The organism is Streptomyces flavidovirens DSM 40150 (assembly GCF_000429085.1).
Lineage (GTDB): Bacteria > Actinomycetota > Actinomycetes > Streptomycetales > Streptomycetaceae > Streptomyces > Streptomyces flavidovirens.
Window position 1 is genome coordinate 107,263 of sequence record NZ_AUBE01000003.1, and the last position, 26,450, is coordinate 133,712.

Annotated in this window: 23 protein-coding genes, 1 pseudogene and 1 riboswitch; of the genes and pseudogenes, 12 read left to right on the plus strand and 12 right to left on the minus strand. The window is 72.0% G+C overall.

Features of this window, described 5'->3' with window-relative positions; translation table 11 throughout:
* Positions 1–67 precede the first annotated feature (67 nt).
* The 4 genes from G412_RS0105725 to G412_RS0105740 are packed head-to-tail and all read left to right on the plus strand — an operon-like array spanning position 68 to position 2,748.
* Positions 68–496, plus strand: a complete 429-nt coding sequence (locus G412_RS0105725) for a roadblock/LC7 domain-containing protein (protein WP_037647859.1) — start codon at positions 68–70, stop codon at positions 494–496.
* On the plus strand, positions 493–855 hold the full coding sequence (locus G412_RS0105730; protein WP_028811218.1) for a DUF742 domain-containing protein: 363 nt from the start codon (positions 493–495) through the stop codon (positions 853–855). The genes G412_RS0105725 and G412_RS0105730 overlap by 4 nt, the downstream gene beginning before the upstream one ends.
* Positions 836–1,480, plus strand: a complete 645-nt coding sequence (locus tag G412_RS0105735; RefSeq protein WP_037647860.1) for a GTP-binding protein — start codon at positions 836–838, stop codon at positions 1,478–1,480. The genes G412_RS0105730 and G412_RS0105735 overlap by 20 nt, the downstream gene beginning before the upstream one ends.
* Positions 1,477–2,748 (plus strand): cytochrome P450, encoded by a 1,272-nt coding sequence (locus tag G412_RS0105740; RefSeq protein WP_028811220.1) that lies wholly within the window; start codon positions 1,477–1,479, stop codon positions 2,746–2,748. The genes G412_RS0105735 and G412_RS0105740 overlap by 4 nt, the downstream gene beginning before the upstream one ends.
* Positions 2,749–2,760: 12 nt before the next feature.
* On the opposite strand, the gene G412_RS0105745 is transcribed toward G412_RS0105740, so the two are convergent.
* Positions 2,761–3,285 carry a hypothetical protein gene (locus G412_RS0105745; RefSeq protein WP_037647862.1) on the minus strand — a complete coding sequence of 175 codons (525 nt, stop codon included), beginning with the start codon at positions 3,283–3,285 and terminating at the stop codon, positions 2,761–2,763.
* Between the two features lie 256 nt (positions 3,286–3,541).
* On the opposite strand from G412_RS0105745, the gene G412_RS0105750 reads away from it, so the two are divergent.
* The gene (locus G412_RS0105750) at positions 3,542–4,363 is read left to right on the plus strand and encodes an esterase/lipase family protein (protein WP_028811222.1); all 822 of its coding nucleotides are present in this window, start codon (positions 3,542–3,544) and stop codon (positions 4,361–4,363) included.
* An 89-nt stretch (positions 4,364–4,452) separates the two neighbouring features.
* On the opposite strand, the gene G412_RS0105755 is transcribed toward G412_RS0105750, so the two are convergent.
* The gene (locus G412_RS0105755) at positions 4,453–5,676 is read right to left on the minus strand and encodes a cytochrome P450 (protein WP_028811223.1); all 1,224 of its coding nucleotides are present in this window, start codon (positions 5,674–5,676) and stop codon (positions 4,453–4,455) included.
* Between the two features lie 51 nt (positions 5,677–5,727).
* Positions 5,728–7,008: a cytochrome P450 gene (locus tag G412_RS0105760; RefSeq protein WP_028811224.1), complete on the minus strand. Its 1,281-nt coding sequence runs from the start codon at positions 7,006–7,008 to the stop codon at positions 5,728–5,730.
* Between the two features lie 239 nt (positions 7,009–7,247).
* Here G412_RS0105760 and G412_RS0105765 point away from each other — a divergent pair, with 239 nt between their 5' ends.
* Positions 7,248–8,417, plus strand: coding sequence for a steroid 3-ketoacyl-CoA thiolase (locus G412_RS0105765; RefSeq protein ID WP_028811225.1), 1,170 nt, complete (start codon positions 7,248–7,250; stop codon positions 8,415–8,417).
* Positions 8,418–8,540: 123 nt separating this feature from the next.
* Here the strand turns inward: G412_RS0105765 and G412_RS0105770 are convergent, their stop codons facing one another.
* From G412_RS0105770 to G412_RS0105800, 7 genes are all read right to left on the minus strand, one after another.
* Complete coding sequence (locus G412_RS0105770) at positions 8,541–8,948, minus strand: aggregation-promoting factor C-terminal-like domain-containing protein (protein ID WP_028811226.1); 408 nt, start codon at positions 8,946–8,948, stop codon at positions 8,541–8,543.
* Between the two features lie 275 nt (positions 8,949–9,223).
* Positions 9,224–10,060 (minus strand): ECF transporter S component, encoded by an 837-nt coding sequence (locus G412_RS0105775; protein ID WP_028811227.1) that lies wholly within the window; start codon positions 10,058–10,060, stop codon positions 9,224–9,226.
* Complete coding sequence (locus tag G412_RS0105780) at positions 10,057–11,913, minus strand: ABC transporter ATP-binding protein (protein WP_028811228.1); 1,857 nt, start codon at positions 11,911–11,913, stop codon at positions 10,057–10,059. The genes G412_RS0105775 and G412_RS0105780 overlap by 4 nt, the downstream gene beginning before the upstream one ends.
* Positions 11,910–13,025, minus strand: coding sequence for an energy-coupling factor transporter transmembrane component T family protein (locus tag G412_RS33480; protein WP_037647955.1), 1,116 nt, complete (start codon positions 13,023–13,025; stop codon positions 11,910–11,912). Before G412_RS33480 ends, G412_RS0105780 begins: the two co-directional genes overlap by 4 nt.
* A complete protein-coding gene (locus tag G412_RS41560; RefSeq protein WP_106964038.1) occupies positions 13,022–13,738 on the minus strand; it encodes an SCO2322 family protein in 717 nt (238 codons plus the stop codon). The genes G412_RS33480 and G412_RS41560 overlap by 4 nt, the downstream gene beginning before the upstream one ends.
* Positions 13,739–13,920: 182 nt before the next feature.
* Positions 13,921–15,186: an SCO2321 family membrane protein gene (locus tag G412_RS0105795; protein ID WP_028811230.1), complete on the minus strand. Its 1,266-nt coding sequence runs from the start codon at positions 15,184–15,186 to the stop codon at positions 13,921–13,923.
* A 112-nt stretch (positions 15,187–15,298) separates the two neighbouring features.
* Positions 15,299–15,373: riboswitch (cobalamin riboswitch) on the minus strand.
* 71 nt (positions 15,374–15,444) lie between these two features.
* Positions 15,445–16,482: a Strvi_7410 family MBL fold metallo-hydrolase gene (locus tag G412_RS0105800; RefSeq protein ID WP_028811231.1), complete on the minus strand. Its 1,038-nt coding sequence runs from the start codon at positions 16,480–16,482 to the stop codon at positions 15,445–15,447.
* Between the two features lie 178 nt (positions 16,483–16,660).
* Between G412_RS0105800 and G412_RS0105805 the strand changes: the two genes are divergently transcribed.
* The 6 genes from G412_RS0105805 to G412_RS0105830 all read left to right on the plus strand — a co-directional run bounded on the left by G412_RS0105805 (position 16,661) and on the right by G412_RS0105830 (position 25,034).
* The gene (locus G412_RS0105805) at positions 16,661–18,133 is read left to right on the plus strand and encodes an aldehyde dehydrogenase (RefSeq protein WP_028811232.1); all 1,473 of its coding nucleotides are present in this window, start codon (positions 16,661–16,663) and stop codon (positions 18,131–18,133) included.
* On the plus strand, positions 18,133–18,366 hold the full coding sequence (locus tag G412_RS0105810) for a ferredoxin (RefSeq protein WP_028811233.1): 234 nt from the start codon (positions 18,133–18,135) through the stop codon (positions 18,364–18,366). Before G412_RS0105805 ends, G412_RS0105810 begins: the two co-directional genes overlap by 1 nt.
* A 155-nt stretch (positions 18,367–18,521) precedes the next feature.
* The gene (gene lanKC, locus G412_RS0105815; protein ID WP_028811234.1) at positions 18,522–21,119 is read left to right on the plus strand and encodes a class III lanthionine synthetase LanKC; all 2,598 of its coding nucleotides are present in this window, start codon (positions 18,522–18,524) and stop codon (positions 21,117–21,119) included.
* A gap of 80 nt (positions 21,120–21,199) precedes the next feature.
* Complete coding sequence (locus G412_RS38950; RefSeq protein WP_106964031.1) at positions 21,200–21,319, plus strand: SapB/AmfS family lanthipeptide; 120 nt, start codon at positions 21,200–21,202, stop codon at positions 21,317–21,319.
* A gap of 117 nt (positions 21,320–21,436) precedes the next feature.
* On the plus strand, positions 21,437–23,167 hold the full coding sequence (locus tag G412_RS33485) for an ABC transporter ATP-binding protein (RefSeq protein WP_051338166.1): 1,731 nt from the start codon (positions 21,437–21,439) through the stop codon (positions 23,165–23,167).
* Positions 23,157–25,034, plus strand: coding sequence for an ATP-binding cassette domain-containing protein (locus G412_RS0105830; protein WP_028811235.1), 1,878 nt, complete (start codon positions 23,157–23,159; stop codon positions 25,032–25,034). The genes G412_RS33485 and G412_RS0105830 overlap by 11 nt, the downstream gene beginning before the upstream one ends.
* On the opposite strand, the pseudogene G412_RS37760 reads toward G412_RS0105830, so the two are convergent.
* Together G412_RS37760 and G412_RS0105835 are read right to left on the minus strand one after the other, a co-directional pair.
* Positions 24,960–25,484 (minus strand): annotated as a pseudogene (locus G412_RS37760) (response regulator transcription factor); the annotation flags it as partial. The gene G412_RS0105830 and the pseudogene G412_RS37760 sit on opposite strands and share 75 nt — an antisense overlap.
* A 241-nt stretch (positions 25,485–25,725) precedes the next feature.
* Positions 25,726–26,343: a TetR family transcriptional regulator gene (locus tag G412_RS0105835; protein ID WP_028811236.1), complete on the minus strand. Its 618-nt coding sequence runs from the start codon at positions 26,341–26,343 to the stop codon at positions 25,726–25,728.
* Positions 26,344–26,450: the final 107 nt, after the last annotated feature.

Below are 26,450 nucleotides of genomic sequence, written 5' to 3' on the forward strand. Positions count from 1 at the left end.
TGTCCCCCTCACCCGACCCTTCAGATTGGAGGCACGGGCCGACCGGAGCATCACCCCCAACCGGCCCATGACCACCGTGCAGACCACCGACACCAGCCTGACCTGGCTCCTGGACAACCTCGTGGAGCGCACCCCCGGCACCCGGCACGCCCTGGTGCTCTCCCGCGACGGCCTCAAGCTGTGCCGCAGCAGTAACCTCACCCTCGACCAGGCCGACCAGCTCGCGGCCATCTCCTCCGGAATGCAGTCCCTCGCCCACGGCGCCTCGGTGGAGTTCGGCGACGGCACCGGCGGCGTCAACCACCTGATGGCCGAGTTCCACGGCGGACTGCTCCTCATAGTCGAGGCCGGCGAGGGCGCCCACCTCGCCGTCGTGGCCGCCGACAACGCCGACCCCGGCGTGGTCGGCCACAACATGAGCGAGCTGGTCGAGCAGATCGGCGAGCACCTGCGAGCCGAACCCCGCAGCCGTGCGCAGGACAGTCCGACGTCATGACCCGCCGCCCCGTCGACACCGGGTCTCCGGACCGCCTCTACACGGTGACCGGTGGCCGCAGCCACACCGCGGACACCACGGTGTTCGATCTGGTCACCCTGGTGGTCAGCGAGTGCGACCCGACGCCGGGCATGCAGTCGGAGCACGTACGCATCCTCACGCTGTGCCGCCATCCCGCCGCGGTGGTGGAGATCGCCGCCGAACTGCGCATGCCCATCACCGTCGTACGGATCCTCCTGGAGGACCTGCTGGCCGCCGGACGGATCACCGCCCGCCGTCCCAGGGCCGCCGCGGCCGCCGCCGACCTGCCCGAATCCGCCCTGCTGAAGGAGGTGCTGCATGGACTCCGCAATCTCTGACGCGTCCGCGATCTCCGATGCGCCGGCGCAGGCCCCGGAGCGTACGCCGCTCGCCGATGCCGCCGACACCGGACTGAAGATCGTCATCGTCGGCGGTTTCGGCGTGGGCAAGACCACGCTGGTCCGGTCCGTGAGCGAGATCCGGCCGCTGAACACCGAGGAGTACATGACGCAGGCCGGTGTCGGCGTCGACGAGACCACGGGGCTCGCCCACAAGACCACCACGACGGTCGCCTTCGACTTCGGCCGCATCAGTCTCAACGAGACCAAGGTGCTCTACCTGTTCGGCGCTCCCGGCCAGGAACGGTTCTGGTTCCTCTGGGACCGGCTGTTCTCCGGCACCCTCGGCGCGGTCGTCCTGGTCGACACCCGGCGCATGAGCGACTCCTGGTACGCCATCGACCGCCTCGAACACCACCGGACGCCCTTCGTCGTGGCCGTCAACCGGTTCGACGACGACGCCGCGTACTTCTCCCTGGCCGAGATCCGCCAGTCCCTGGCACTGCCCGAACACATCCCCCTGCTCGACTGCGACGCCCGGGTGCGAAGCGACGGCAAACGTGTCCTGATCACCCTCGTCGACCATCTCTACAAGCTGGCCCTGGCCCAGGAGACGACCACATGAGCGACCCCACCGCCGCCACTTCCGGGGCGACTCCTCCGCCGGGCTGCCCCGCGCACGACGCGGGCGCGATCCGGCTCAGCGGCCTCCAGTACCAGCAGACGCCCGCCGAGCTGTACCGGGAGATGCGCCGCGAACACGGCGCCGTGGCCCCGGTGCTGCTCGACGGCGACATCCCGGCCTGGCTGGTCCTCGGCTACTCCGAGGTCTCGTACGTCACCACCCACGACGACCTGTTCGCCCGCGACTCGCGGCGCTGGAACCAGTGGGACTCCATCCCCGCCGACTGGCCCCTGCTGCCGTACGTCGGCTACCAGCCGTCGGTCCTCTTCACCGAGGGCCTCGAACACCAGCGCCGCGCCGGAGTCATCAGCGAGGCCCTGGAAGCGGTCGACCAGTTCGAGTTCGGCTACAACTGCCGCCGGATCGCCGACGAACTCATCGACGGCTTCGCGGGCAGCGGCCAGGCCGAGCTGATGGCGGCGTACGCGCACGCCCTTCCGATGCGCGCGGCGGTCCAGATGTGCGGAATGCCGGCCGGCGGCACCGACACCGACGACCTCGTGGAGGATCTGCGGATGTCCCTGGACGCGGCGGAGGGCGACGACCCGGTGGCCGCGTACGGGCGCGTGGGGCAGCGCCTCCAGCAACTCGTCGCCCAGAAGCGGGCCACGCCGGGCCCCGACGTCATCTCCCGGATGCTCCACCACCCGGCGGGCCTGACGGACGAGGAGATCGTCCAGGACCTCATCTCCATCATCGCCGCCGCCCAGCAGCCGACCGCGAACTGGATCGGGAACACGCTGCGACGGCTGCTCACCGACGACCGGTTCGCCCTCAACGTATCCGGCGGGCGGCTCAGCGTCGGGCAGGGCCTCAACGAGGTCCTCTGGCTGGAAACACCCACCCAGAACTTCATCGGCCGCTGGGCCGACCGCGACGTCCAGCTCGGCGGCCGCCACATCAAGGCCGGCGACTGCCTGGTCCTCGGCTTCGCCGCCGCCAACACCGACCCGCAGATCTGGCCCGAGGGCCACGTCGGCGCGGAGGGCAATTCCTCACACCTGTCGTTCAGCAACGGCGAACACCGCTGCCCCTACCCCGCGCCGCAGCTCGCCGACGTCATGGCCCGCACGGCGGTCGAGGCCCTGCTGGAACGCCTCCCGGACGTCATGCTCGCGGTCGAGCCCGAGGAGCTGGCCTGGAGGCCGTCCATCTGGATGCGCGGGCTGACCACCCTGCCGGTGTCCTTCACACCGGTCTCCCACTGAGGGACAGGCTGCTCAGCAGGCCATGCCCTGGGAGCGCAGCCACTCGCACATGGTCTCACCGGTCGTCCTGCCACCGTCGTGCGCGCGCGGGTCCTTGTAGCCGGGGCCCACGGGCTCGTGCTGTTCGAAGACGCCGTCGCCGTCCACATCACCGCCGTTGGGATCGATGGTCCCGCCGGGGTCGGGGTTGCGGCAGGCGGACCGGTCGGCCGGGTCCGTCGTGCAGACCTTCCCGCTGTCCGTGGCGGAGTCGGGCTGTCCGGCCCGCTCGGCCGCGGCCCTGCGTTCGGCTGCCTCGCGTTCGGCCGCCTTGCGTTCGGCGGCTTCCTTGGCCGCCGCGTCCCGCGCCGCCGTGACCTGCGCGCCCAGCGCGCCGGTGAGCGAGGGGCTGAACTCCGGAGCGACGACAGCCGGTTCGCCGGCCTGCTGCCCCGCTGGAGGTTCAGGCGAACCGCACGCCGACAGCGTGAACGGGAGCCCCGTAACCAGGAGGACTGAACCGGCGAAGACAGCCGCCCGGCGGCGGGCGTGGAACATAACGGCCATTTTGAGCCCAATGAGCGATTAGCGCTGTTAGTCCGGTCAACACTACGGCGATGCCCGAGAGCGGGTCAACGAATCCCCGCACGGCCAGTGATCGCCGGACTTCGGAGGGGTTGACACCCCAGTAACTTGCGCGCAAAATCGCCGCACCGCACGACATTGCCGAACGATGTTCGGGATCTCCCCCTCGAAGGAGCCGTCCGCGCCCCCCCCGGCTCCCGCTCGCCTGCGAACCTCCCAAGGACCCCCTGTGCCGAGACTGCGCTCCACCCTGGCCGCCGCCGCTCTCGCGGTCACCGCCGCCGTCGCCGGACCCCTTCCGTCCGCCGTCGGCGACACCACCGACATCTCTCCGCCCGGCGCCAATGACTGGTCCTGCGAACCCAGCGCCGAGCATCCGGACCCGGTCGTTCTCGTGCACGGCACGTTCGAGAACATGGCCAAGAACTGGCCGACGCTCAGCCCCCGGCTGAAGGATGAGGGCTACTGCGTCTTCGCACTGAACTACGGCGGCAACGCCATGGGGCCCATTGCGGAGTCGGCGAAGGAGCTGGACGCGTTCGTCGGCGCGGTGCTCGGCGCGACCGGCGCGCGCAAGGTCGACCTCGTCGGCCACAGCCAGGGCGGCATGATGCCCCGGTACTACATCAAGAACCTCGGCGGCGCGACGAAGGTCGACGACCTGGTCGGGATAGTTCCGTCCAACCACGGGACCGAGAGCGCGCTCGTGCGGCCCGCCGGTATCGAGAACACGGCCTGCCCGGCCTGTGACGAACAACAGGCGGGCTCGGAGTTCCTGACCGGCCTGAACGCCAGGGACGAGACGCCGGCCGGCCCTCACTACACCGTCGTCACCACCAGGTACGACGAGGTCGTCACGCCGTACACCAGCGCCTTCCTGGACGGATCGGCCCGCGAGGTCACGAACGTCACGCTCCAGGACGCGTGCCCGCTGAACACCATCGAGTACGACCAGGCACCCAACCACCCGGTGGTCCACCAGTGGGTCCTGCGAGCGCTGGAGCGCACAGGTCCGGCCGACCCGGCATTCAGGCCCTCCTGCGGCGTCTGACGGCTCACGCCGGGTGACGACAGGCAGCCGAACGCTCACCGCCCCGCGCCGGAGACACCCGGCCACGGCGCGGGCGGGCGGAGCTGCCCTCAGCCGACGGGCGTGAACGCCACCAGCACGGCCCGCGGCCCCCGCGTGAACACGCCCTGCTCGACGATCTCGGCACCGTCCGCGAACCGGATGTCCGGCATCGCGTCGAGCAGCTGGTTGACTCCCGCCCGCACCTCGGCCCTCGCCAGCAGGGCGCCGACACAGAAGTGCCGTCCGAGGGCGAAGGCCAGGTGATCGGCGGCGGCGGAGAAGGCATTCGCCGTGGTGAGGTCCTCGCGGAAAATGTTGAACGCATCCGGGTCGGCGTACCGGCTCTCGTCCCGGTTGGCGGACCCGATCAGGCACGTGACGGTCGCGCCGGCGGGGATGGTGCCGCCGCTGAGCGTCACGTCCGCCGCCGTCTGCCGCATGATCATCTGTACGGGCGGAGTGAAGCGCAGCGTCTCGGCGAAGGCCCGGTCGATGAGGCCGCGGTCCTTCTGTACGGCGGCCAGTTGGTCCGGGTGCGCGAGAAGGTTGGCGAAGAGGGCCGCGATCGCCTTGTCGGTGGTCTCGCCACCGGCGGCGAGCAGCAGGCTGCAGAACGCCTTGATGTCCTCGTCACTCATCCGCACCCCGTCGACCTCGGCCGCGCACAGCGAGGACAGCAGGTCGTTCCCCGGAGCCTTCCGGCGTTCCTGAATGACCGGGATCATGTACTGGGCGAACTCGACGCGGGTACGCTCACCCGCCGCCGCCACCTCGGGGTCACCGGCCAGATTGCCGAGGAACGCGATCACGGTGGTGTACCAGTGGTGGAACTTCGCGTGGTCGCCCTTGTCGAGACCGAGCATGTCGGCGATGACGTTGACCGGGAAACGGGTCGCGAACGCGTCGACGAGATCGACCGTACCCCGGTCCCGGAAGGTGTCGATCAGCTCGCGGGCGTTGCGCTCGATGACCGGCAGGAACATCTCCTGGAGGTCCTTGCCCCGGAAGGCGGGCGCCACCAGTGCCCGGCGCACCGCGTGTTCCCGGCCGCTGAGCTGAAGGATCGTCTTCCCGTGCACGGGCTCGATCTGCCAGTCGTAGTTGTCGGTCGTGAACACCGACTCCTTTTCCTTGAAGGCCCGTTCCACGTCCTCGTACCGGGATATGACGTAACTCTGCATCGCCTCGTGCCAGAAGAGCGGCGCGGACTCGCGCATGACCCGGTAGGCGGCGTACGGGTCCTGCGCGAACTCGGGCGAAAGCAGGTCGGGGACGTGCGGGGCCGTGGCCATGGGCAAACGCTCCTTTGAGCGGTAAACAATCGGTCGGCCCAAAGTTATTGATCAATCGTCAATACGGATAGACCGCCCCCGCTCACGGGCCAACATGGTGACCTGAAGTTCCTTGATGCCGTTCAGCCAGGCCGAGCGCAGGCGGCGCGGGTCGCCCGCGAGTTCCAGGTCGGGCAGGGCGTCCGCTATCGCGTTGAAGATGAGGTTGATCTCCAGTACGGCGAGGGACTTGCCGAGGCAGAAGTGGGGGCCCCCGCCGCCGAATCCGAGATGCGGGTTCGGGTCGCGGGTGATGTCGAAGGTTCCTGGATCGGTGAAGACCTCGGGGTCGTTGTTGGCCGAGGAGTAGAAGAGGCCGACGCGGTCGCCCTTCTTGATCCGCTGCCCGCCCAGTTCGAGATCCTGCGTCGCCGTCCGCTGGAACGACACCACGGGCGTCGCCCAGCGCACGATCTCCTCGGCGGTGGTGTCCGGGCGCTCCCGTTTGTAGAGCTCCCACTGCTCGGGGTGGGTCAGGAAGGCGTGCATGCCGTGGCTGATCGCGTTGCGCGTCGTCTCGTTGCCGGCCACCGCCAGCAGGATCACGAAGAAGCCGAACTCGTCCGGGCCCAGGTTCCCTTCGCCTTCCGCCGCGACGAGCTGCGACACGATGTCCTTGGCCGGGCACTCCTTGCGGGCCGCCGCGAGGTTCATCGCGTACGAGACGATCTCCATGGCCGCCTCGGTGCCGACCTCCTCGGTGATGGCGTACTCGGGATCGTCGTACGCCGCCATCTTGTTCGACCAGTCGAAGATCTTGGTCCGGTCCTCCTGCGGTACGCCGATGAGTTCGGCGATGGCCTGGAGGGGGAGTTCGACGGCGATGTTGGTGACGAAGTCGAAGGTGTTGTCGTCGGCGGCGTTGGCGATCGCCGTCTCGACGATCGAGTGCGCGCGGGTGCGCAGGGCGTCTTCCAGCGAGCGGATCGCGCGCGGGGTGAAGCCGCGCTGGACGATCTGGCGGACGCGGGTGTGCTCGGGCGGGTCCATGTTGAGCATGATCAGCTTCTGGACCTCGATCTGGTCGCGGCTGATCGACTCGTTGAAGCGGATGACGGCGGTGTTGGTATGGGAGGAGAACAGCTCCGGGTGCGTGGAGACGTACTTGACGTCGGCGTGCCGGGTGACGGCCCAGTAGCCCGCGTCGTCGAAACCGGAGATACCGGGGGGCTGCACGCACCACCACACCGGCGCGGTCTGCCGCATCCGCGCGAACTCCGGATGCGGTACGCGGGCTTGCAGCAGGTCGGGGTCGGTGAAGTCGAATCCTTCGGGCAGCGCGGGGCAGTGCATCGGCAGCTCCCATGTCTGACGACCCATCAGAAGTTGCCGGGAATGTAGTAACGGGTTCTACAAGTGGCAAGGCCTGCGGCGTCATTCGTTGCGTGTGGAGTGCGCGCACAAGGCGTGCAAGACCCTTGCGCTGCCGGGGTGGCACTCATAAGACTGCTCAGAGAACTAGAACGCGTACTAGTTGCTCGCAGCTGCCGTGGGTGCCGGGGGACGTCCTGCGGACGAGGAGAGGATGGCTCATGGCCGCGGAACCCGTCATCGTCGAAGCTGTACGCACCCCCATCGGCAAGCGCGGCGGCGCGCTCGCCAACCTGCACCCGGCCTATTTGCTGGGTGAGACGTACCGCGAACTCCTCGGCCGTACCGCCATCCACGCCGACTGCGTCGAACAGATCGTCGGCGGTACGGTCACCCACGCCGGCGAACAGTCCATGAATCCGGCCCGCAACGCCTGGCTGGCGGTCGGCCTGCCGTACGAGACGGCCGCGACGACCGTCGACTGCCAGTGCGGCTCGTCCCAGCAGGCCAGCCACATGGTCGCCAACATGATCGCCGCCGGGGTCATCGACGTCGGCATAAGCTGCGGTGTCGAAGCCATGTCGCGGGTGCCGCTCGGTTCCGGGTCCAAGCACGGGCCGGGGAAGCCGTGGCCGGACGAGTGGAACGTAGACCTGCCCAATCAGTTCGAGGCGGCCGAGCGGATCGCCCGTAAGCGCGGGCTGACGCGCGAACGCGTCGACTCGCTGGGCCTGTTGTCACAGGAGCGGGCCGCGACGGCATGGGCCGAGGAGCGCTTCAAACGGGAGACCTTCGCCGTACAGGTGCCGACGACCGAGGAGGAGCAGGCGGCGGGGCAGGGCATGTGGCGGCTCGTCGACCGGGACGAGGGGCTGCGCGACACGTCGATGGAGGCGCTGGCCGGGCTCAAGCCCGTGATGCCGACCGCCGTGCACACGGCGGGGAACTCCTCGCAGATATCCGACGGCGCGAGCGCGATCATGTGGGCGTCCAAGCGGATGGCCCGCGCCCTCAAGCTCAAGCCGCGCGCGCGGATCGTCGCCCAGGCGCTGGTGGGATCCGACCCGCACTTCCACCTCGACGGGCCGATCGACGCGACGCGGGCGGTGCTCGGCAAGGCGGGCATGTCGCTCAAGGACATCGACGTCGTCGAGATCAACGAGGCTTTCGCGTCGGTGGTGCTGAGCTGGGCGCAGGTCTTCGAGCAGGATCTGGAAAAGGTGAACGTGAACGGCGGGTCGATCGCGCTGGGCCATCCGGTGGGGGCGACGGGGGCTCGGCTGATCGCTACGGCGCTGCACGAACTGGAGCGCCGGGAGAAGGAGTTCGCGCTCATCACGATGTGCGCGGGGGGTGCGCTGGCCACCGGGACGATCATTCAGCGGCTGTAGGTGTCCGCAGCGGCGTGAAGGCCCCGTTGCGGCCGACCATGGAGAGTCGGCCACAACGGGGCCTTCATCAAGTCCGCGTCGCGGATCGCTCAGTGACCTGAGGGCCGGCGTCGAACGGGCCGGTCAGTACCAGCCGTTGGACTGCCAGAAGCTCCAGGCGTCGCACGGGCTGCCGTAACGGTCGTTCATGTAGTCCAGGCCCCACTCGATCTGGGTGGCCGGGTTCGTCTTCCAGTCCGCGCCCGCGGACGACATCTTGGACGCGGGCAGGGCCTGGACCAGGCCGTACGCACCGGAAGAGGCGTTGCTGGCCTGCGGGTTCCAGCCGCTCTCGTGCTCGACGATCTTGTCGAAGCACGCGTACTGGGCGGCATCCGGGATCATCTGCTTGGCGACGGCCTGGGGGCTCGCGGCAGCGGCCTCGGAGACGCCGCCACCCATGACCACACCCACAGAGCCGAGCAGCACGGCAGCGCCGGCGGCGAAGGACTTGGGGCGGGAGACGAGGCGGTTGATGATCGGGAACGACACGTGAAGACCTAACGTCGGGTACGGGGGATGTCGCGGGCGGGCCGGTGGCGACCGGCGTACCGCTCCCGGCGACTGCTCCAATGAAGCAGGGCCGCAGCCGCGGCGCAATCACCCCGCTTACTAGCAGAACCCGTAAAACGGGCATATCGACCCGCCGTGCGCTAGCGGGTATCCGCGCTGGTCAGAGGGCTGGTGGAGGGGCCGGCGGCGGGGCTGTGGGCGTACTATCCGGCCTAGTCGAGGACCAAGGTCCTGTGGGCCCTCTCACCGCCCGGTCAGTGTCGCGGGCCCTCAAATGTGACCTGGGCCTCGAAGGCCGCACGTCGTGTGGCCCGGCGCAGCGCCTTGAGGAGAGTGGCGCCGATGGTGAGGGTCAGTACGACGGTGAGCGCCGCCCGGCCCAGGTCCCAGCCGAGGGATGTGGCGAGGCAGTACGCGAGGAAGCGGGCCAGGTTCTCGTGGAGCGGGTCGCCCGGATGGAAGGAGACGCCGGACGACATGCCGCCGATGTACGTCCAGCCCTGCAGGTTCATGACGGTGCCGTAGAGGAACGCCGCGACGCAGCCGTACGCCGCCAGCATCACCAGCTCCAGGCGGCCGCGCAGGCGCTCCGCGCCCGGCAGCAGGCCCGCCCCCATCGCGAACCAGCCCATGGACAGCATCTGGAACGGCATCCACGGCCCGACACCTCCCGTGAGCAGCGCGGAGGCGAACATCGTCACCGCACCGAGTACGAAACCGAAGCCGGGCCCCAGGACCCGCCCGCTCAGCACCATCAGGAAGAACATCGGCTCCAGGCCCGCCGTCCCCGCCCCGAGCGGGCGCAGCGCCGCGCCGACGGCGGCCAGCACGCCCAGCATCGCGACGGCTTTCGCGTCGAGACCGGAATCGGCGATCGTCGCGACGACGACGGCGACGAGGAGGGGGAGGAGGGCGGCGAGGAGCCAGGGGGCGTCCTGCGCGTGGTCGCGGGCGAGCCCCGAGGCGGGGTCGGCGAGCAGCGGCCAGCCGAAGGCGACCACCCCGATGGCGCTGATGAGCAGGAGCGCGGCGACGGAGCGGGGGCCCAGGCGGACCGGGCGTGCGGGGCGGGCCGGCTGTGTGTCGCTCATGCCGTCGTCCCGCCCAGCGCGTCGCGCACCTGCGTGACGGTCAGCCACTTCTGCGGGGCGAGGATCTTCGCTGTCTGCGGGGCGAAGGCGGGGGAGGAGACGACGACCTCCGCCGTCGGGCCGTCCGCGACGACCTCGCCGTCGGCGAGGATCACGACGCGGTGCGCGAGCTCCGCGGCGAGCTCGACGTCGTGCGTCGCCAGTACGATCGCGTGCCCTCGCGCGGCCAGCTCGCGCACCACGCCGACCAGGCGGGACTTCGCCGCGTAGTCCAGGCCGCGGGTCGGTTCGTCGAGGAGGAGGAGCGGGGGGCGGCCGGTGAGCACGATGGCCAGGGCCAGGGCGAGGCGCTGGCCCTCGGACAGGTCGCGCGGATGCGTGTCGTCCTGGATGCCGGGGAGCAGGTCGGCGACCAGGGCCCGGCAGGCGCCCGGTTCGGCGCCCGCGTCGCTGTCGGCCGCGGCGCACTCGGCGGCGACGGTGTCGGCGTACAGCAGATCGCGCGGCTCCTGCGGGACCAGGCCGACCTCGCGGACCATGTCGCGGGGACGGGTGCGGTGGGGGGTACGGCCGCCGACGGTGACGGTGCCGGAGGTGGGCTCGATCATGCCGACGAGGGCCGCGAGGAGGGTGGACTTGCCGGCGCCGTTTCGCCCCATGAGGGCGATGGTCTCGCCCGGCGACACGGTGAGGGCGACCCGGCGGAGGGCCTCGACGCGGGCGCGGCGGACACCGAGCGCGGTGACGGTGGCTACGGCGGTGGGGGTGGCTTCGGTAGTACCGGTGCCCGTGCCGGTGGCTTCGGCGGAGGGCGGCTCGGGGCGGCGGCGCCCCAGCAGGCGGGCGAGCTTTTCCCCTACCCGCCCCTTCCCGAAACTGTGGGCTCCGCCCCCGGACCCCCGGTCCTCAAACGCCGGACGGGCCGGGTCCTGCGGCGTGCCGGACGCGGTCAGCCTCTCCGGCGTTTGAGGAGCGGGGTCTGGGGCGGAGCCCCGGTTCCGGGAAGGGGCGGGGTGGGGAACGGCACCCGGCTCCGCGTCGGCCAGTCGCGTCCGCAGGTCCGTCGCCCGGCGGCGGGCGTCCCGTACCGAAAGGGGAAGCGGGGTCCAGCCCGCCAGGCGACCCAGCGCCACCACCGGCGGGTGCACGGGCGAGGCCGCCATGATGTCCGCCGGCGCACCCATGCGCGGCGCCTCACCCGCGCCCGGCAGCAGGATCACCTGGTCCGCGTACTGCACCACCCGCTCCAGGCGGTGCTCGGCCAGCAGCACCGTCGTACCCAGGTCGTGCACCAGGCGCTGCAACACCGCCAGCACCTCCTCCGCCGCCGCCGGGTCCAGCGCCGACGTCGGCTCGTCCAGGACCAGCACCTTCGGGTGCGGGGTGAGCACCGAGCCGATCGCCACGCGCTGCTGCTGGCCGCCGGAGAGCGTGGCGATCGGGCGGTCGCGCAGTTCCGCGAGGCCGAGCAGGTCCAGCGTCTCCTCGACCCGGCGCCGCATCACGTCCGGCGCCAGGCCGAGCGATTCCATGCCGTACGCCAGCTCGTCCTCGACGGTGTCGGTGACGAAGTGGGCGAGCGGGTCCTGGCCCACCGTCCCGACCAGATCGGCGAGTTCGCGCGGCTTGTGGGTCCGGGTGTCGCGGCCGTCGACCGTCACGCGTCCGCGCAGTGTGCCGCCCGTGAAGTGCGGGACGAGGCCGGAGACCGTGCCCAGCAGGGTCGACTTGCCGACTCCGGAAGGGCCGACGAGCAACACCAGCTCGCCCTCCGGCACGGTGAGATCCACGCCCCGGATCACGGGCGGCGCGGCGTCGTCATAGCTGACCGACACATTCTCGAACCGGATCACTGCGGAGTCTCTTTCACTACAGGAGGTGCGGGAGCCACGAATGCCGGGAGCAGGCCGATCAGTACGGACGCCGCAGGCCAGAGCGGGAATTCGGGGGCGACGAGAGGGATCACTCCGGGGTGCAGGGCCTCCGGATCGGCCGTGGCCGCCCAGATCATCAGCGCCGCGACCGCCGCCCCCGACCCCGCCACCAGCCACGCCCGTACGCCCCACGCGTCGGGCCGGTAGCGGGTACGGACGCTGCGCCGGCCGCCGAGGCGCAGCCCCGCCAGCGCGGCGACGAGCCCCCCGGCCATGACCGGCAGACCGTACGCCGCACCTTCGGCGGCCAGCAGTCCGTACGATCCGGCGCACACCCCGAGGAGCCCGCCGAGCGTCAGCGCGGTCGTCGTGTGCCGTACGGAGGGGGGGACCCGGGCGGTGCGGCCGTAGCCGCGCGCGTCCATCGACGCGGCCACCGCCACCGACCTCTCCAGCGCGCCCTCCAGAACCGGCAGCCCGATCTGGAGCACTGCTCCCACCCCACCCGTCGGCCGGCCGCGCAGGCGGCGGGCCGTGCGCAGCCGCACCACGTCGGCCACCATGTTCGGCGCGAACGTCATCGCGACGACGACGGCGACCCCGGCCTCGTACAGCGCGCCCGGCAGCGACTTGAGCAGCCGGGCCGGATTGGCGAGCGCGTTCGCGGCGCCCACGCAGATCAGGAGCGTGGCCAGCTTCGCCCCGTCGTACAGCGCGAAGACCAGCTGCTCGGCCGTCACGCGCCCACCGATCCGCACACCCTGCGCCCAGCCGGGCAGGGGCACTTCGGGGAGCGTGAAGAGGGTGTGGGTGCCCGGAATCGGTGAGCCGAGGAATGTCGAGAAGACGAGGCGGATGCCGATGACGAGCAGGCCGAGCTTGACGAAGGCGCCGTACGAACGCGCCCACGGCGCGTCCGTCCGCCGCGCGGCCACCACGTACCCGGCCACCCCGACCAGCATCCCGAGCAGCAGCGGATTGGTGGTCCTGGACGCGGCGGCGGCCAGGCCGAGCGCCCACAGCCACCACGCCCCGGCGTGCAGGGCGTTGCTGCGGCCGGCTTGGGGCGCGCGCAGGGTCATGGAAGTCATCCGCGGCGGCGGCGCGCCTGCCACACGCCCGCCGCGCCGAGCGCGAGCACGGCGGCGAGGCCGACGAGCAGCCCGGCGGAGGGGCCGCCGCCGCTGTCGTCGTCGGTGGTCCTGCCGGCGGTCGGGGACGCGGCGGAGCCGGTCGCGTCCTCACGGCCGGACACCTGGTCCCCGCAGCCCGTCTTCGGATAGCCGGAGATCGCGCAGAGCAGCGCCGTGCTGTTGTAGCGCAGCGGCTTCGCCACCGAGGCGAGCGCGTCGGCCGCGGTGGCGTCCGTACCGGTCCGGGCGCACGCGGTGCGCAGCGCGGGCGGCTGCTCGCCGTCCGGGGCGTCGGCCGGCATACCGGGGTCGATGACGACCGCGATCCGCTTGGCGCCGTCCTTGGCCGGCGTCCTGCCGCAGACGGCGTCGAAGGAGCCGGCCGCGTGGCGCGGCTTCGCGGAGTCCTGCGAGTCCTCACTCACCGAGAACCGGAACCCGATGACATCACCGTCGGCGGGCCTGGCAGTGGCGGGCCCCTGGGTGGCGTACGTCCACTCCCGGCCGTCGCTCTCCCAGAACGACCAGTAGCGGTAACCACCCGACGCCGCGACCCGCGCGGATGCCGCGTGTATGGATGCCGCTTGTACGGGCGTCACTTGCGCGGACGTCGCCTGTATGGATGCTGCCTGTGGGGACGCCTGCGCGGGTGTCGCCTGCGCCGATGCCAGCTGTGCGGACGCCGCCTGCGGGGGCGTCGCTTGCGCGGACGCCGCGTGTACGGATGCCGCCTCCGCGGCCGTCGCTTGCGTGGGCCCCGCCTGCGCGGGCCCCGCCGGTCCGACCAGCGCCGCGAGCGCTGCGGCGAGCGTGAGCAGTGGAGCCGTCAGGCGGGGGCGTGCGGCCGCGGTCGTCATAGCTGCTGGTTCTTCTTCTTGCGGCCGCTGAACAGGATTCCGGCGCCGACGCTCGCGATGAAGAAGACAGCCACGATCCACCAGGTGCCGAAGCCGCCGCCGTCGTCCTTCTTCTCATCGGCGGCATCGTCGGCGGCCTCGTCCGTGGCCTTGTCGGTGGCCTCCGGCGCCGGGCCGGTCGCATTGAGCGCCTTCACCAGGTCCGCGCCGCCGAAGCTCTTCGGGTCGGTGCCGGTCGCGTTCGCGGCGAAGATGAGCTGGGCGTACGCGGCGGGGCCGTTCCCCTTCGCCCAGGCGGCCGAGTTCCTCTCCAGCCACTCCAGCGGCTTCCGCGCCTGCTCGGCGCCGCCCTGCGCGGCCAGCGCGACGACGGCGTCCGCCGTGTTACCGAAGTCGGGCTGCGCCTTCGCGTCCTCGGCGCCCGGCATGGGAGGCGTGTCGAGGTGGCCGGTCCTGGCGAGTACGCCGTCGAGGTACGCGGCGCCGTTGGCGGCGGCCTGCGCGGGCGTCAGCTTCCCCTTCACGCACGGGACGGGCTCCTGGCCGGGCTTGTCGCCGGGCTTCTTGCCCTTGGCGTCCAGCCCCTGGCCGAGCCCGCCCAGTACCCCCGCCGCCGTCGCGTCGGCGTTGGGCGCGAGCTTGCCCGCCTTGTCCGGCTGGTACGCGAACGCGCCGCCGCCCGTCTTCGCGTCACACGGGACCGAGAAGGTGACGAGCGCGTCGTACGGCGACTTCTCCTCCTGCGACTTCACCTCGGCCGGCTTCTCGCCCGCCGCGGCCAGCGCGCCGATGACGACCGAGGTGGAGTTGGCGTCGCTCGGGCTGCCGGGGTTGTAGCCCCAGCCGCCGTCCTGGTTCTGCGCACCCTTCAGCCAGCGCACGCCCTTCTTCACCGCGGCGTCCTGCCCGCCGAGCGCGCTCAGCGCCTGCACGGCGGCGGCGGTGGCGTTGCTGTCCGTCATGGTCTTCGACGTGCACGGCTCGGCGGCGTCGGCGCGGAAGGACGCGAAGCCGCCGCTGTCACACTGCTGGCCGACCAGCCAGTTCACGGCCTTCGCGGCGGGCTTGACGCCCACCGTGTCCTGGGCGAGGAGGGCAAGCGACTGCCGCCAGACACCGTCGTACGTCGGGTCCGACTCGCCGTAGAGCCCCGAGGGAATCACGGGCTTGGGGGACGGCGCGGCGACGGCGGTCGTGGCGATGGCCGCGCAGAGTACGGCAGAAGCTGCGAGCACGGTGGCTGCGCTGCGGCGAAGGGTCATGACGGGCGGGGGCCTCTCCTGCTGAGGAGCCGGGCCCGGGCACGCGAAAACCACGCACCAGGCTCCGGTTCCGTATACCTCGACGGTGCCGAGCCAGTGGTCATGCCGGACCGGGCATTCCGACTCACCGCCTGGTAGGGGCGGATCACGGCTGCGGGGTCAGTGCCGGATTCGCACCGGCTTCCCCCAGAACGGCATGATGACGACTCGCACACTGTACCGGCCCCTATCAGGCGCCCCCGGTGGTGGTCCGCGTCTTCACACAGCGACGTACGTGACCGGGTCGCCGCCCGGCACCGCTTCCGCGTGGCCCAGCTTCACCAGGCGGCGCAGGTGTGCCTCCGCCTCGGAGACGGCGATGTTCCTCGACCCGTACGGGATCCGGTCCCAGGGCCGGTTCCACTCCATGCGTTCGGCGAGCTGCCAGGGGGTGAGCGGGGTGGCGAGCAGGGCTCGGAGGCCGCTGAGGCGGTCCTCGTGGTGGCCGAGGAGTTCCCGCACGCGGGCGGGGGCGTCGGTGAACGGGTGCTGGTGGGCCGGGAGGACCTCGGCCGGGGCGAGGCGTGCGACGCGTTCGAGGGAGTCCAGGTAGTCGCCCAGGGGGTCGGTGACGGTGGTGTCGTCGGGGTCCTCGTACAGGCCGATGTGCGGGCTGATGCCGGGGAGCAGGTGGTCGCCGGAGAAGAGGCGGCCGTTGCCGGGGAGGTTCGCCGGGTGGGCCTCCTCCAGGTGGAGGCAGACGTGGCCGGGGGTGTGGCCGGGGGTCCAGATCGCGCGCAGCCGGCGGCCGGTGAGGGGGAGCAGGTCGCCGGGGACGATCTCGCGGTCGGGGAGGGCCGCCGAGAGGCCGGGCAGGGTGCGCATGCGGCCCGACTCGCGGGCAGCGCGGAGCGGGGCGAGGTGGTCGTCGGGCGCGCCGGCGGCGGTGAGCCTGGCGGTGATGTAGTCGAGCCAGGTGCCGGGCTCCGCGCCGCGGGTCCGGCGTACGACGTCGGTGTCGGCGGCGTGCATGGCAATCCACGCACCGGACGCGTCACGCACCTGCCCGGACAGGCCGTGGTGGTCGGGGTGGTGGTGCGTGATGACGACGCCGTGGATGTCGGTGACCGACGTACCGAGCGCGGCCAGACCACCGGCCAGGGTGTCCCAGGAAGCGGGGTCGTCCCACCCGGTGTCGATCAGGACCGGCCCGTCGTCGGTGTCGAGGACGTGGACCAGGGTGTGGCCGAGCGGGTTGTCCGGAATGGGAACTTCGATCGACCAGACGCCGCCGTCGTGCTCGGTCACCTGCGACACGGGCCGTCCCCATTCCTTCGTCCACGACTAGAACTCGTTCCAATGGTCGCCCAAGCCGACTTCTTTGCAAAGGGGCGGTCCATGGACTCCACCGACTGGAACTGGTACTAGTTCTGATACATCGTCAGAAAACTGCAGGCGGGCGTCGGCCCGTGCGAGCCGTGGGAGGCAGGCAGTCATGACCGAGCTCGTGGAGCACCGGAAGCTGTACATCGGCGGCGAGTTGACCGACCCGCTGGGCACCGACGTCATCGAGGTCGTCTCGCCGCACACCGAGCAGGTCATCGGCCGCGTGCCGCACGCGTCCCGCGCCGACGTCGACCGCGCGGTGGCGGTGGCGCGCACGGCGTTCGACGAAGGGCCCTGGCCCCGGATGACGCTCGACGAGCGGATCGCCGTCGTCACGCGGATCAAGGACGCGATCGCCGTACGCCACGAGGAGATCGCCCGCAGCATCACGTGCGAGAACGGGACGCCGTACACCGCGAGCGTCATGATGCAGGCGCTGGCCGCGATGATGGTGTGGGACGCCACCATCGCCGTCGCGCGCGACTTCCCGTACGAGGAGCGGCGGACCGGCGTGCTCGGGCCGATTCTGGTACGCCGGGAGCCGGCCGGGGTGGTCGCGGCCGTCGTGCCGTGGAACGTCCCGCAGTTCACGGCGGCGGCCAAGCTCGCCCCCGCGCTGCTGGCGGGGTGCACGGCCGTGCTCAAGGTGTCGCCGGAGACACCGCTCGACGCGTACATCCTGGCCGACATAGCCACCGAGGCCGGACTGCCGCAGGGCGTCCTGTCGATCATCCCGGCCGACCGTGAGGTCAGCGAGTACCTCGTCGGGCATCCCGGCGTCGACAAGGTGTCGTTCACCGGCTCCGTCGCCGCGGGCAAGCGCGTCATGGAGGTCGCCGCGCGCAATCTCACCCGCGTGACCCTGGAGCTGGGCGGCAAGTCGGCGGCGGTGATCCTCCCGGACGCGGACCTCACCACGACCGTCGCCGGCATCGCCCCCTTCGCCTGGATGCTCAACGGTCAGGCGTGCGTGGCCCAGACCCGCATCCTCGCCCCCCGCTCGCGCTACGACGAGTTCGCGGACGCCTTCGCCGCCGCGGCCGGCGCGCTCAGGGTCGGCGACCCCCTCGACCCGGCCACCGAGGTCGGCCCCCTCGTCGCCAAGCGCCAGCAGCAGCGCTCCCTGGACTACATCAGGATCGGCCAGGAGGAAGGCGCGAAGATCCTCACCGGCGGCGGACGCCCGGCGGGCATGGAGCGTGGCTGGTACGTCGAGCCGACGCTCTTCGGCGGCGTCGACAACGCGATGCGGATCGCCCGCGAGGAGATCTTCGGCCCGGTCGTCTGTCTCCTCCCGTACGACGACGAAGGCGACGCGGTGCGGATCGCCAATGACTCCGACTACGGGCTCAGCGGCAGCGTATGGACCGCGGACACCGACCACGGCATCGACATCGCCCGCCGGGTCAGGACCGGAACGTACTCCGTGAACACCTTCAGCATCGACATGCTCGGGCCGTTCGGCGGCTACAAGAACTCCGGCCTGGGCCGGGAGTTCGGCCCTGAGGGATACGGCGAGTACCTGGAGCACAAGATGATCCACCTCCCCGCCACGTACACACCGGCGGACGGGGAGGCCTGATGGGAGACCGCTGGCACGTCGAGGTCGACCGGCGGGTGTGCATCGGCTCCGGCATGTGCGTGAACGTCGCGCCGGGCTCCTTCGCCCTCGACTCCGCCCGCCAGGCGCACCCGTCCGCCCCCGACCTCGACGCGAACGAGAAGGTCCTGGAGGCGGCGGAGGGGTGCCCGGTCGAGGCGATCGCGATCACGCTGACCGGCGGCGGGGAGACGGTCTTCCCGCGGGACGACTGACCGGCGGGCCACCCGGCCCGATTCCGCTCTCTCGAACGGATGCGAACGGTTCTTTACCTATGCGTACCTCACTGTCATGACGTGACAGGTGTGACTGTCGCGCCCCGGCCGGTGCGTGGAAATCTCTCGGTGTCACCGCAGCCGAGGGGGGACCCATGGACAACCGGTACGAGGTCTTCTGCCTCGCCGACAGACAGTTCTACGAGACCCCGGACCGTCTCTCCGCGGGACGGCCCGGCCCGTCCTCCCCGGTGCCGCTCTTCGAGGTGGCCCAGCGTGAACTGCCACCCGGGTGGCGGAGGTTCGTCTCCGGCGACTGGATGCACATCAACCCGGTCGACGCGCAGGGCGCGCCGCTGCCCGGCCGGCCGCTGCAGGGCTGGAAGATCCACGTGTCGGCCTGCCTGGACAACGCGGAGAAGACCGCCGCGAAGGTGTGGGACTACTGCGTCCCGCGAGCGATCCCGTTCAAGTTCGTACCCGGCCCGCAACCGCTCCACCTGCGCAACTCCAAGTACGCGGGGCGCGGCTCCAGCGGCAAGTTCGCGACGCTCTACCCCGCCGGCGAGAACGAACTGCACACCGTGCTCCGGGAACTGGGCGAACTGCTCGAAGGCGAGCCCGGACCGTACATCCTCACCGACCTCCGCTGGGGCGACGGCCCGCTGTACGTCCGCTACGGCGGCTTCGCGCACCGCTACTGCGTCGACGGCCAGGGCGCGCTCGTCCCGGCGATCGAGAACGCCGAGGGGACGCTCGTCCCCGACCTGCGCGAGCCGGGCTTCCACGTACCGGACTGGGTGGAGCTGCCCGCGTTCCTCGAACCGCACCTCGCGGCCCGTAACGCCACCACCACCAAGGACCTGCCGTACCGCATCGAAAGCGCCCTGCACTTCTCCAACGGCGGCGGGGTCTACCTCGGTGAGGACCTGCGCAGCGGCGAGAAGGTGGTCCTCAAGGAGGCGCGGCCGCACGCCGGACTCGCCGCCGACCGGGCCGACGCCGTCACCCGCCTGGAGCGGGAGCGGATCGCCCTGGAACGTCTCTCCGGGCTCGGGGTCGCCCCCGAGGTCCGTGACTGGTTCCTGCTCGGTGACCACCGCTTCCTGGTGATGGACCACCTGCCCGGCCGCACCCTCAACTCCTTCTTCGCGCAGCGCCACCCGCTGCTCGAACCCGAGCCGGACCCGGCCGCCGTGGCGGACTACACCCGCTGGGCGCTGCGCATCCACCGCGCCGTCGAGGAGGCGGTCGCCGCCGTGCACAGCCGGGGCGTCGTCTTCAACGACCTGCACATGTTCAACATCATGGTCGGGCCGGACGAGGAGTCCGTACGCCTCCTGGACTTCGAGGCCGCCGCGCACGTCGACGAGAACCACCGCCAGGCCATCGCGCACCCCGGCTTCATCGCGCCCCGCGAGCGCACCGGGTTCGACGTCGACCGTTACGCCCTGGCCTGCCTGCGGCTGGCGCTCTTCCTGCCGATGACCACCCTGCTGGTCGTCGACCGCGACAAGGCACGGCACCTGGCGGAGGTCGCCGCGCGCCAGTTCCCGGACGTACCGCGCGAGTTCCTCGACGAGGCGGTGGCGGTCATCCGCGGGACGGACACGGACACGGACACCAACACGGCTCGCGACCGGCAGCCGTACGTGCCCGTGGAGCCCGCCGACTGGCCGGGCGCCCGCGACTCGCTCGCCGCGGGCATCCTGGCCTCCGCCACACCCGGCCGCGACGACAGGATCTTCCCCGGCGACATCGCCCAGTTCGCGGACGGCGGCGGTCTCGGCATCGCGCACGGCGCCGCCGGTGTCCTCCACGCGCTCGGCCAGGCCGGTGCCGGCCGGTACGAGGAGGGCGAGGAATGGCTGCTGCGGCAGACCGGTCCGCCGCCGCTCGGCACACCGCTCGGCCTCTACGACGGACTGACCGGCGTCGCCCACGTCCTCGGCGGGCTGGGCCACCGCGACCGCGCGCTGGAGCTGGTGCAGCGGGTGCTGGAGGAGAAGTGGCAGCGGCTCGTCCCCGGACTGTACGGAGGGCTGGCCGGGGTCGGGCTTGTATTCGCCGAGCTGTCCCGCACCACCGGGGAAACGTTCCTGCGCCAGCGGGCCCTGGAGGCCGCCCAACTGCTCGCCGACCAGCGGGAGTCCGGCCATGGCAGCACCGGCAAGCGCGCCGGACTGCTGCACGGCGCCACCGGTCCCGCGCTGCTCTTCCTGCGGCTCTACGAGGACACCGGCGCGCCACAGCTCCTCGACCTGGCAGCCGACGCCCTGCGCGCCGACCTCGCGCGCTGCGTCCGCAACAGCACCGGCACCCTGCTCGTCGACGAGGGCACGCGCACCATGCCGTACCTCGGGGCCGGGTCCGTGGGCATCGGCATGGTGCTCGACGACTTCCTCTCCCACCGCGAGGACGAGGAGTTCGAGGCGGCGCGGGCCGACATCGTACGGGCCGCCCGGTCGCGCTACTACGCCCAGCCCGGACTGTTCAACGGGCGCGCGGGCATGGCCCTCTACCTGGCCAGGACGACGGCCCCCGAGGCGCGCCCCGCCCATCTGGCCGCGCAGCTCGAAGGCCTCGGCTGGTACGCCCTGCCGTACGAAGGCCACCTCGCCTTCCCCGGCGACCAGATGATGCGCCTGTCCATGGACCTGGGCACCGGCGGCGCCGGCGTACTCCTCGCACTGGCAGCGGCGCGCGGCACCGGCGCGCACCTGCCCTTCCTCCCGCCGCTGAGGCGGCCCTAGAACCGGTACGGCTCCGGCCCGGAGCCGTACCGCCCAAAAAAACCCGTCCCCACGGGAACGGACAACCGAAGGGAACCACCATGGCACTTCTCGACCTTCAGAGCCTGGACACCCCCCAGAGCGACGGCGGAGACCAGAGCAGCCTGAGCCTGCTGGCGTGCGACAAGCACAGCTCCAACAGCTTCCTGCTGTGTCTGTGACGTCGTGTCTGTGACGTCGAGAGAGACCTCTGAGGCGTACTGACACAGATGCGGCCCCGGCGGCACCGCTCGCCTCCGGGGCCGTACATCTGCGCGCACGAAGGGAGGGTGACGGGCATGAGCCAGGAGCTGGACCAATCCCGCACGGCCGACCGGCTGCTGCTCGAATCCGTCCGGCACAGCGCGCTCCCCGGCGCGGCGATCCTGGTCCTCAGTACCGCGGGCGCCGCGACCGGACTCGCCCTGCCCGCCGTGCTCGGCCACACGCTGGACCTGCTGCTCTCCGGGCGTCCCGCCACCACCTGGCTCACCGCCTGCGCGGCGCTCACCTGCCTGCTCGTCGTGGTCGACGCACTCGACGGCGTACTGGCCGGCACCACCAACGCCCGCTCCACCGCCTGGTTCCGGCGCCGCCTGCTGCGGCACGTCCTGGCGGCCGGGCCGCGCTGCACGGACCGGGTGCCGCCCGGCGACATCGTGGCCCGCCTGGTCGGGAACGCCGCTCACGCCGGTGGCGCCCCGGCCGCGCTCGCGGGCACGGTGGCCGCCGTGGTGACGCCCGTCGGCGGTCTCGTCGCCCTCGCGGTCGTCGACCTGTGGACGGCGGTGGCGTTCCTCGTCGGCATGCCCCTGCTCGTTCTGCTGCTGAAGGCCTTCGTCCGCGAATCGGGCGACAGTGTGGCGCGCTACCAGGAGAGCCAGGGCGAGATCGCCGCACGCCTCGTGGAGGCGGTGGGCGGCGCCCGTACGATCGCGGCCGCCGGCACCGCCCGCCGTGAGCAGGCCCGCATCCTGGAGCCGCTGACGGCGCTCTCCGCCCAGGGCTACCGGATGTGGCGGGTCCAGGGACGTTCCACGGCCCATGCCGCCGTGATCGTGCCGCTGCTCCAGATCGCCGTGCTGGCGGTGGCCGGAACACGCCTCGCCTCCGGTGAACTCTCGGTGGGCGGACTGCTCGCAGCCGCCCGGTACGCGGCGCTCGCCACCGGCATCGGCATGCTGGTCGGCCGCCTGAACGGCCTGGTGCGCAGCCGGGGCGCGGCCCGCCGCCTCGCCGCACTGCTCGCCGTACCGGCCACCGACCACGGCGACGCACGACTCCCGCCCGGCGACGGGACGCTGGAACTGCGCGGCATCACGGTCGCCCGTGGTGACCGTACGATCCTCGCCGGCCTCGACCTCACCGTCCCCGGCGGCACCTCGCTCGCCCTCGTCGGCCGCTCCGGCTCCGGCAAGTCCACCCTCGCCGCGGTCGCGGGCCGCCTCGCCGACCCCGACGCGGGTACGGTCACGCTCGACGGCGTCCCGCTGCACGAGCTGCCCCGCGAGGTGCTGCGCCGCGCGGTCGGCCAGGCCTTCGAGCGGCCGGCGCTGCTGGGAGGCACCATCGGCGGCACGATCGCCTTCGGCGCCGGTGAACCGGATGCGGCGGCGGTGCGGGAGGCGGCTCGTACCGCCTGCGCCGACGATTTCGTACGCCGCCTTCCGCTCGGCTACGACACCCCTTGCGCCGAGGCCCCGCTCTCCGGCGGCGAGGCCCAACGCCTCGGGCTCGCCCGCGCCTTCGCGCACCCCGGACGGCTGCTGATCCTGGACGACGCGACCTCCAGCCTCGACACGGTCACCGAGCTGCGGGTGGGCGAGGCGCTGACCCGGCAGGCCGGGGCCCGTACCCGCCTGATCATCGCCCACCGGGCCTCGACGGCGGCCCGCGCCGACCGGGTCGCCTGGCTGCACGAGGGCCGCGTCCGCGCGGTGGGCCCGCATGCGCGGCTGTGGCAACTGGCCGACTACCGGGCGGTGTTCACCGACACGGACGGAACGGACCACTCAGCCCATGACGACTGACGCACCCCGGCTGCGCACCGAGGGCCTGCGCTTCCTGAACCGGCGGCGGCCCGTACTGGCCCGGCTGGCGGGCTGGTCGCTGCTGGAGGCCGCGCAGACCTTCCTCTTCGGGTACGCCGTCGCCCGCGCCCTCGACCACGGCTTCCTGGCCGGACGCCCGGCCGGGGGACTGGGCTGGCTGGCGGCCGCCGCCGTGGCCGTCGCGGCCGGAGCGTACGGCACCGGGCGGGTTTTCCGGGCCGTCTCCGAGCTGGTGGAGCCCTTGCGCGACGGCCTCGTACGCCGTGTCGTCGGCCGGGCCCTGGCGGAGGCCGACCATGCGGCGGTCTCCCGGCTCACCCATCAGGTGGAGATCGCCAGGGACACCTTCGCAGGCCTGGTGATGGTCTCCAGGTCGTTCGTCTTCACGGCGGCCGGGGCGCTGGCCGGGCTGGCCTCGCTGGCGCCCGTTCTGCTGCTCGTGGTGGTGCCGCCGCTGGTTCTCGGCCTCGGCCTGTTCCTCGTGACGCTGCGGCCGATGGCCCGCCGCCAGGAGACGTTCCTGGCCGCCGACGAGGCGGTGGCACAGGCGCTCGACGCGACCGCCGCGGGGCTGCGGGACATCACGGCGGCGGGCGCGGAGACGCGGACGGCCGACGAGGTGGAGACCCGGTTCGCCGCCGAGTTCCGCGCCGCGCGCACCCTCGCCCGCTGGGGCGTGCTGCGGGTGCTCGCGGTGGCGGTGGGCGGCCGGCTGCCGGTGATTCTGCTCCTGGTGACCGCTCCCTGGCTGCTGAGCCGCGGCGCGACCCACGGCGACCTCGTAGGCGCCCTCACCTACCTGATGTACGCCCTGCTCCCGGCCCTCCAAAGCCTGATGCAGACCCTGGGCACGGCGGGCTCCCGCCTGACGGTCGTCCTGCGGCGCCTGACGGAGCGGGGACGCGAGCCGGCCGTTCCCGAGCCCGCCGAAGCGGACGGCGGGGGACCGGGGAACGTGCTCCCTGCCCCAAGCCCCCGGCTCGCCGCTCCGGAGCAGCCCGCCGTGGAGCTTCGCGGGGTCACCTTCGCCTACGGGCCGTACGCCGAGCCGGTGTTCAAGGGGCTCGACCTCATCGTCCCGGCCGGCGGTCACCTCACCGTCGTCGGGCCCAGCGGCATCGGCAAGTCCACCCTGGCCGCCCTCGTCGCGGGCCTGCTGGAGCCCGCCGTCGGCGAGGTCCGGCTCTGCGGAGAGCCCGTGCGCGGCGCCGTACACCGGCGGGTGCTGGTGCCGCAGGAGGCGTACGTCTTCTCCGGCGCCCTGCGCGACAACCTCACCTACCTGTGCCCGGACCCGCCCCCCGACCCCGCCGTGCTCGCCTCGGCCCGTGCCGTCGGGGCGTACGAACTGCTGCTGCGCCTGGGTGGCCTGGACGCCGCCGTGGCGCCCGGCGAACTGTCGGCGGGCGAGCGCCAGTTGATCGCCCTCGCCCGCTCCCACCTCGCACCCGTGCCGGTCGTCCTGCTCGACGAGGCCACCTGCCACCTGGACCCCGCCGCCGAGGCCCGCGCCGAACGGGCCTTCGCCGAGCGCCCGGACACCACCCTGATCGTCGTCGCCCACCGGATCAGCTCGGCCCGGCGCGCCGGCCGCGTGCTCGTGATGGACGGTACGCACGCCGTCTGCGGCAGCCATGACGAGCTGATCCGGCGCTCCGCCCTCTACCGTGATCTGGCCGGCGGCTGGTCAGAGCCAGCCGGCGCCCTGGGAGATCCGAATGGCGTCCACGCGATTGCGGGCCCCGGTCTTCCGGGTGATCGCGGCCATGTAGTTGCGCACCGTCCCGTTGGTCAGGTGCAGGCTGTGGGCGATCTCGGTGACGTCCGCCCCTTCGGCGGCGAGTGACAGCACGCTCAACTCGCGGGTGGTGAGCGGACTCCGCGCGGCCTCCAGGAATTCGCTCGCGAGGGAGTCGTCGAGGAAACGCACCCCCGAGGCCACCCGCCGTATCCCTTCGAGCAGCCGTTCCGCCGGGGCGTCCTTGCTGACGTAACCCTGGGCATCGGCCTCGTGCGCCCGCCGCAACAGCCCCGGCTTTCCGGCGCGGGCCAGCACGAGCAGCCCGCAGCCCGGATACGCGCCGCGGGCGCCCGCTATCTCGGCGGCGGCGGCCAGGCACGGTGATCCCGGCCCTTCCGCGTCGGCCACGCACACGTCCGGCGACAACGACCGGGCGCTGCCCAGCGCTCCTCCTGACGGGCTGGCGGATATCTCGATGTCGGGCTCCCTTTCGAGCAGTGCGGCCAGTCCGGACCGCACCAGACAGACGTCGTGCACGAGAAGAACGCGGATCATGCTGGTCACTGCCTGCTCCCCCTGGGTGCCCCTGCGTAGCTGTGCATGGACATGGCACGTCGCTCATTAGTACCCGGTGCGGCGGATGTCAGGGGTGCGGAATTTAGCCAATGGGGAGCGCGGGAGGCGCATTTCGGGCGCACGCGCCCCCTGCTTATGGGTGCGCGTGCCCCCCTTGCTTGTGTACGGCAAGCGCTGCGGCGGGGCGGTTGCATCGGCCGGACGGGTCAGGTCGGGCGGGTCAGGCCGGTCGCCCGGCCGGGCCGGTCAGGTCGATCAGCCGGCACACCGTCTCGATGTCGATCTTCACCTGGGCGATCGACGCCCGCCCCGACAGCCACGTGATCAGCGCCGAGTGCCAGGTGTGCTCGATGACCCTGACCGCCGACAACTGCTCCGGAGTCGGCGGCCCCGTCAGGTCCATCGCGTCCAGGATGATCGCCGTCGTCTGGCGGGAAACCGTGTCCACCTCGGGGCTGACGCTGCGGTCCGCGAAGGTCAGCGCCCGCACCATCGCGTCCGCCAGTTGCGGCTCCCGCTGAAGCGCCCGGAAGGCGCGCATCAGGGTCTCGGCGACCCGCTCGGCCGCGCTCTCGCCGGCCGGGGGCCGCTTGCGCAGCGTGGTGTGCATGTGCTGGAGCTGGTCCTGCATGGTGGCGACCAGCAGGTGGACCTTGGAGGGGAAGTAGCGGTACAGCGTGCCCAGCGCGACACCGGCGGCCTCGGCGACCTCGCGCATCTGCACCGCGTCGAAGCCGCCCCGGCTGGCGAGCTGAGCGCTGGCGTGCAGAATCCGGCGGCGGCGCGCCTCCTGGCGTTCCGTCAGAGGTGGCGACGAGGGCTTGACTTCCGCTGTCATACGTCCCATTCCATGGCATTTGTCCGTACGCCGGGCGTGGGGGACCGGACCCCCTGGGTGGCACAGCATGGCAGGGCACCTGCCGTGGCGCGAATCACCTGATCCGG